Origin of the sequence: Aeromonas rivipollensis (assembly GCF_010974825.1) — a bacterium.
GTDB lineage: Bacteria > Pseudomonadota > Gammaproteobacteria > Enterobacterales > Aeromonadaceae > Aeromonas > Aeromonas rivipollensis.
Genome location: NZ_JAAILA010000046.1, coordinates 1 through 6,133 on the forward strand (window position 1 = coordinate 1; position 6,133 = coordinate 6,133).

Consider the following 6,133-nt stretch of genomic DNA (forward strand, 5'->3'; position numbering starts at 1 on the left):
ATTGGGATCAGTTATTTAGCTGACTGTCAATAAAGCAATCTGCAACCATGTCTTTTAACCCTTCCATCAATTTTGTTTTTTTGTGCATGACGGACGTTAAGCGTTCAATGTGCCTCATTGATTTCCCTGGACGGCACAGAGAGAATTTATCAGCAATATCCTTGAGTCCTGACTGTCGAGCTTTAATCGGGGATAGGTGCGACAAGTTGTGCTGGATAATTGCGCAGTAATCCTTGATGGTTTTGATCTGCCGGGACACTTCTGTTATCTGAGCGATGTCTTCCGAGAGCCAGCAATCAATATTTTCCGCATTATTCAGCTTCATTTTGCTCTGTTCTGTAAATAAAGTGGAATCGGCGTCCCCTTTGACAAACCTGTAATGCAACGTGTTGTTATGTCTGTAAAGCACGACACAGGAGATCTGATCTTGTCGTTGATATTCAAAAATGACAAAACTACGTGCTTTAGAAAGATAGAAATCCAGAAAGGTTTTAGGCTTTTCTCTGACCATATACTGAGGGTCAATCCCATAAAAAACAGGAACCAGAACAAGAGATGAGGTTTTTCCTGCTCCGTTTGTCCCTGAGATGTTGCTATGACCCGTCAAGGATATTTCCGTCAATGAAGGAAACGCGCTCTGGTTGGTGATGATCCGCAGTAGTGCACTTTTCATAAAAATCGCCTGCAAAATATACATTAAATCAATATATATCAGATCAGTGCATATTGGTAGTGTCAAGGTTAAATAATAGGCAATTTTGTACTAGGTAGCGTTTTAATTTGATTATGGACTTTATGCTATACCGATAAATACACAGGAAATTTTTTTCACAAAAGTGTATGAATGTTGATAGAAGCAACAAGCTACCATCGAAGGGCGTTTCCAAAGATATTGGTATAACAGAGCATCGAACAGACTCAGTTGGAAAGGATCTCGCGTAGAAGCTCTATCATCTTCACGGATAACTCGCGTTTCCAACGATAAATTAGTTTGGGATTATGTAGGGTAACGTTGTTGTATCGTTATGTGATTTTACTCACTTAGCGCGGTGTACAGAACTACTGGATCAGATCAGTTTCAACTGACGTTCTGCCGTTGCACATTTTGCCCTGATGAGTTCGTTCATTGTTGTAAGACAGCCACTCATCCTGATCATTTTGCCGCGTCTCCAGCGTTTGATTAACTTGTTGCGAAAAGCCACCTGATAAAACTCGTTCAGGATCGCCTTATCAAACTGCTCGCAGATCCCATTCGTTTGCGGTGACATCGTTTTAGTTTTCGTGTGATCGATGCCACTACTAGAGTTGGTAATCATGACGCTCGAACTTGCAGAGTAGCACAGCCTATATCGATGTTAACTCTACACCTGACTCTGTCAATTTATGCGTATCAACATAGTGGCTGAAACGTGCTAATAAGAAGGTGAGTTTTGGATGAATGTACCTTTGACAAAATGGTCTGTTGGGTGCTGTATAAAAGTAGTCGATAAGCTCAGTTTTATTCGCTTTAAAATCCTTAAAAAAATAAACCTGAGTAATGACTGGCTGCTCAAAATCAGCTCTACAGGCATCTAATATGTTTACAGCCTGGTTATACTGAACCTCATCATAAGCGTATATCGCTGAACGATATTTACCACGCATTGAGTGGTTTGATGTGCTCGCGTGAGTATGTAAATGGATTTCGATCAAGGTTGATAAAGAAATAACAGTCGGATCAAAAACCACTTCAATGGCTTCGCTGAACTGAGCGTTGTCACCAATTGAGGCGATCCAACCTTGATTGACAGTAGCAATGCCAATAAGTGATGAAAATACGCCTTCGGTGCACCAGTGACAACCACCGCCTAAGCCGATTGTATTAAGGGTGGTTGTCGTATGCAAATTGCAAGTCTGTGTGGGCTGCTGCAAACTCATTGAGATGAGGGCAACTTCCAGTCTGGTCTGGGGAAGTGGCAGGTATAGCCATTTGGTCGGAGTTCCAAATAGTCCTGATGCATAGCCTCCGCTTCCCAAAAATCACTTGCAGGTTCGACTTCAGTCACTACTTTTCCAGGCCATAATCCCGAAGCATCCACGTCAGCAATGGTTTTTACTGCCTCAGCATGCTGTGCCTCAGAGGTATAATAAATGGCTGAGCGATAAGATGTGCCCTTGTCATTACCTTGTCTATTTACTGTACTAGGGTCATGAATCTGAAAGAAAAACTCTAAAATTTGTCGATAGCTGGTGATTTCATTATCGAACATTATTTCAATGCCTTCAGCATGGTTACCATGATTGCGGTAGGTAGCATTAGCCACTTCACCACCGGTATAACCTACTCGGGTTGAAGTGATACCGGGACGTTTGCGGATAAGATCCTGCATGCCCCAAAAGCAGCCACCGGCTAATACTGCGCGTTCAATTGCCATAATTAAATGTCCTCTACTTGGTCTAAATACTCTGCGTAACCTTTACTTGCCATTTCTTCCCTAGGAATAAAACGTAATGACGCTGAGTTAATACAATAACGTAGGCCACCCTGGTCTTTGGGACCGTCTGAAAATACATGGCCTAAGTGACTGTCGCCATGAGTTGAGCGCACTTCTGTGCGGGTCATGCCGTGCGACCTATCAGTGATTTCAATTACGTTGACAGAGTCTATCGCTTTGGTAAAGCTCGGCCAACCACACCCTGATTCATACTTGGCAGAAGACGCAAATAAAGGCTCACCTGACACGATATCCACGTAAATGCCGGGCTTGGTGTTCTTTAGCAATTCACCAGTCCCTGGACGCTCTGTACCATTTTCTTGCGTCACCCGATACTGCTCCTTAGTCAGAGCAGAAATCGCATTCATAGATTTTTGATAGGTATTCATAAATGTCCTCTTATAGAGTAAAGCCATGTGCCTTTCAGATTATAAGAGACCTTCTGTTTACAGAATTTATTTCACTTAGGCCGTTAACCCGAAAAAATGATCTGATCCAGTAGTTCTGTACACCGCGCTAAGTGAGTAAAATCACATAACGAGGTGCCTATGACAGCTAAAAAGAACTGCAAGACCTATACCGCAGAATTTAAGGCCCTCTAACTTATAGTTGTTTCGGATGCGGCTTATTTGTTTTTGTGCTCCAGTGCTGTAAGTGATGTGCCTACGATAAATATAGACACGACAAACAAGCCTAAATCTTTTAGCAAAAACTGGCCAGGAACCACAGAGATCGCAGGAAACCCAAGAGATGCCTCAAAAACACCGGGTGTAGTCAGCATGAACGACAATGTCGTAAAAAAGAGTCCGGTTGAAAGTACACCGCCCAAGATTGCGAGCTTAGGGGAGAAAACTCGTGCAGCGATTAACAGGCCAACTGAAATTTCAAGCACACCCAGAAAATTTGAGAATCCTTGAATGCTGAGGAAACTATACATCCATGAAAGCAGAGGGCTATTACTAACAAAACCATGTATACCGTTTGCTTCGTAGCTAGTGAATTTCATACCACCAAACCACAAATATATTATCGTCATGGCAACGTAGATGCCACCTATACCAAACTTAGTGACTTTTGCACCGAGATTATTACTAAGGATATTGGTAGTCTGGACACCATTTTCAATTTCGGGAATAGTCATCTTATATCTCCAATTATTTTTAGCCATGTGGACTCACTCTATGTAGCCCACTAAAATGATATGACTCTTGAGAAAAACTATATGTTTACTCGAGTCGAACCTAACTTAGGTAATTGCTGTAGTTGAGCACCAATGGATTAGACATCAATGCCTAGTGGTTGAACGGCCGGGAAGTCGACCTCGGTCTGTGTCACTTCGTTAACGTAGTTAGTGAAAGTGTTCAGGGCAACAGCCAACAGAATATCCACTACATGTGCATCACTGTAGCCAGCGTTCAGCACCGCTTGGACCTGGTCATTGCTGACTTGCCCGCGCTGGCGGACTACGGCGGCAGCAAAACGCACGGCTGCGTCGGCCTTAGGGTCATTTGATGCACCGCTGCGGTTGGCAGTGAGTTCAGCATCATCAAGCTTGGCCACCTTACGGCCTAGGAAGGAATGGCCAGCAAGGCAATAATCGCAGCCGTTGATCTCAGCGACGGCTAGGGCAATACGCTCAAGAGTCGCTGTACCCAAGCCGCCCTGTGCTGATGCTGCGCTCAATTGCAGGTAGCCAGTCAGCGCAGCAGGGCTGTTGGCAACGACGCGGAACATGTTAGGAACGCGGCCCAGTTGTTTTTCCACAGCCTTGAGTGAGGTATGGGTAGCAGTAGGCGCGGCGTCGATTGTGGTAGGGGTGTTCAAACGTGACATAAATTTCTCCTAGTGATTTGAAAGACAGCACGCTGTATTGGCGTGGAATAAATTGTATTTAAGAAGGTTCTGCTTGATAATCCGTTGCTATCAGACAGCTCATCTTCACGTCTTGCGCAGTCGCCATTTCAGTGCCACTACACACCTTCGTTGACGTCACGCCGTCCTGATTTCTAAGGAGGTCTTCGAGACTCCAAAAACACCCTCCGGCAACGATCACATTATTTATTTTTCATAAAGCCTCCTTGGTTTTTATCTATTTACTAATGGAACTGAATTTACAGCATGTAAAATAGATATAACATGCTCAATAGTTCGTATAATGTGACTTATTAGACAGTTTACGTAGGGGCTATGTCAGGGTGAGAGCGTGAACATTTTGTTAAATTTCACCCAGTTTTTTGAGACCCGCATTGAGTACCGTTTCCAGATATTCACTGCTCATTCCTGCGATTTTTTGCTTCCGTCTTACGCTCGCCTTGCGTGAAGTCTCGGCCCTGAGCATGTTCAGCCCCATGTGCCGGATGCACGCCAAAATCTCTGCGGCATCACCGCGATAAATCGGGCAATCATCCACGCCCATCGTGACGTCCAGCACCCAGTGCAGGCTATTTTCGATGGCCCAGTGCCCACGCACCGCTCGCGCAAACTCATCCTGCACCAACGCTTTGGAACTGATGAAATAACGCTGCTCTATGGTAATTTTTTGCATATTTTCAACGCGATAGGAGATGGCCACGCCAATGCTGTGCAACTGTTTCCAATGAGGAAACTGGGCGGCCAACTCGCCCGCCGCCATGACATGGTACTCACGACCATCGATGCGGCCATGAGCCTTCTCAAGCGTCATCGTCTCTGCGCATAACGGGGTGGCCGCCAGCGGGGCGAGGGCCTGTCGAACCGCCTCGAACAACTTGGGTTGGTTGCCTTTGACGGCCAATAAGTAATCGCCACCTTGCTGAAGGATGGTCTCGGCGATCTCGGTCTGGCACCCCATCGCATCGATGGATACCAGGCAGCCTTTGATGTCGAGCAGCGCCAGCAACTCGGGAATAGCGGTAATTTCATTGGACTTGGCGTCGGTTTTTATCTGTCCGAGCACCAGCTTATTGGCGGCGGCATAGGCACTGACCATGTGAATGGTCGACGTTCGATCCTCACGGTCATAGGAACTGCGCAGGGTTTTGCCATCGATAGCGACCAGGGCGCCATCGGTGTGCTGGTTAATGGCTTGAGTCCACCGCACAAAGGCGGCCTGAAACGGCTCTGGTTTGATGCCGGAGATGATCCTGGCAATGGTGTCATGGACAGGAATGCCGTTTTTAAACAGTCCCTTGGATTGAAACCAGGGAAGATGAACCTCGCCGAAATCCTCAATATCTTCCCAGCCCTCAGCCCCGCCGATCACGGCACAGACGGTGAGAAACAGGACATCGTAGAAGGGATAATAAATCTTGGCATGCTGGCGAGGGTCGTGAATATTGTCGAAGAACTGAGCGAAAACGGCATCAATAGACATGAGAGCACTCCTGAAAAGGAGCATGAGATCACAGCCGGATCACCAGGTCAAATTTCAGGGTGAGGATGTGAGCAAATTGTTAACTATGGAAATCATGGAAATTATCATTTTTTGGATTTCATGCGCATTTTTTGAGCTGAAATGACGTGCAGTGACGATTAAAAAGTGTGAAGGCGATCCTGACTATAAAGTTAACTGCATATCACAGGCCTATAAGTATTTGTTTTGTAGGCAAAAAACTATTTTTAATTTTTAACAAAATGTTCACGATCTCGCCCTGGATCTATGCTAAATAACTGATCCCAAT

At 45.3% G+C, this 6,133-nt stretch carries 8 protein-coding genes and 1 pseudogene; all 9 read right to left on the reverse strand.

From position 1 onward, the window contains the following. Window positions 1-7: 7 nt before the first annotated feature. Complete coding sequence (locus tag G4923_RS20615) at window positions 8-673, reverse strand: ATP-binding protein (RefSeq protein ID WP_163138160.1); 666 nt, start codon at window positions 671-673, stop codon at window positions 8-10. 386 nt (window positions 674-1,059) lie between these two features. Next, window positions 1,060-1,329 (reverse strand): annotated as a pseudogene (locus G4923_RS20620) (IS481 family transposase); the annotation flags it as partial. 15 nt (window positions 1,330-1,344) lie between these two features. Then, a complete protein-coding gene (locus tag G4923_RS20625) occupies window positions 1,345-1,884 on the reverse strand; it encodes a peptide-methionine (S)-S-oxide reductase (RefSeq protein ID WP_041413416.1) in 540 nt (179 codons plus the stop codon). Between the two features lie 29 nt (window positions 1,885-1,913). Beyond that, entirely contained in the window at window positions 1,914-2,414 is a 501-nt protein-coding gene (msrA, locus tag G4923_RS20630; protein ID WP_011711652.1) for a peptide-methionine (S)-S-oxide reductase MsrA, read from the reverse strand. A 2-nt stretch (window positions 2,415-2,416) separates the two neighbouring features. Continuing rightward, window positions 2,417-2,863, reverse strand: coding sequence for a peptide-methionine (R)-S-oxide reductase MsrB (gene msrB / locus G4923_RS20635; protein ID WP_011711653.1), 447 nt, complete (start codon window positions 2,861-2,863; stop codon window positions 2,417-2,419). Window positions 2,864-3,099: 236 nt separating this feature from the next. After that, window positions 3,100-3,615: a YkgB family protein gene (locus tag G4923_RS20640; RefSeq protein ID WP_011711654.1), complete on the reverse strand. Its 516-nt coding sequence runs from the start codon at window positions 3,613-3,615 to the stop codon at window positions 3,100-3,102. A gap of 137 nt (window positions 3,616-3,752) precedes the next feature. Further along, window positions 3,753-4,307, reverse strand: coding sequence for a carboxymuconolactone decarboxylase family protein (locus G4923_RS20645; protein ID WP_011711655.1), 555 nt, complete (start codon window positions 4,305-4,307; stop codon window positions 3,753-3,755). Between the two features lie 58 nt (window positions 4,308-4,365). After that, entirely contained in the window at window positions 4,366-4,527 is a 162-nt protein-coding gene (locus G4923_RS21390; RefSeq protein WP_223290059.1) for a peptide-methionine (S)-S-oxide reductase, read from the reverse strand. A gap of 162 nt (window positions 4,528-4,689) precedes the next feature. Further along, on the reverse strand, window positions 4,690-5,826 hold the full coding sequence (locus G4923_RS20655) for an ISAs1-like element ISAs12 family transposase (protein ID WP_069785046.1): 1,137 nt from the start codon (window positions 5,824-5,826) through the stop codon (window positions 4,690-4,692). Between the last annotated feature and the right edge of the window lie 307 nt (window positions 5,827-6,133).

Excerpts from the sequence above, each read along its gene's own strand:
- G4923_RS20645 (WP_011711655.1), bottom strand. The coding sequence starts at position 4,307 with ATGTCACGTTTGAACACCCCTACCACAATCGACGCCGCGCCTACTGCT.
- G4923_RS20615 (WP_163138160.1), bottom strand. The coding sequence starts at position 673 with ATGAAAAGTGCACTACTGCGGATCATCACCAACCAGAGCGCGTTTCCT.
- G4923_RS20640 (WP_011711654.1), bottom strand. The coding sequence starts at position 3,615 with ATGACTATTCCCGAAATTGAAAATGGTGTCCAGACTACCAATATCCTT.
- msrB (WP_011711653.1), bottom strand. The coding sequence starts at position 2,863 with ATGAATACCTATCAAAAATCTATGAATGCGATTTCTGCTCTGACTAAG.
- G4923_RS20655 (WP_069785046.1), bottom strand. The coding sequence starts at position 5,826 with ATGTCTATTGATGCCGTTTTCGCTCAGTTCTTCGACAATATTCACGAC.
- msrA (WP_011711652.1), bottom strand. The coding sequence starts at position 2,414 with ATGGCAATTGAACGCGCAGTATTAGCCGGTGGCTGCTTTTGGGGCATG.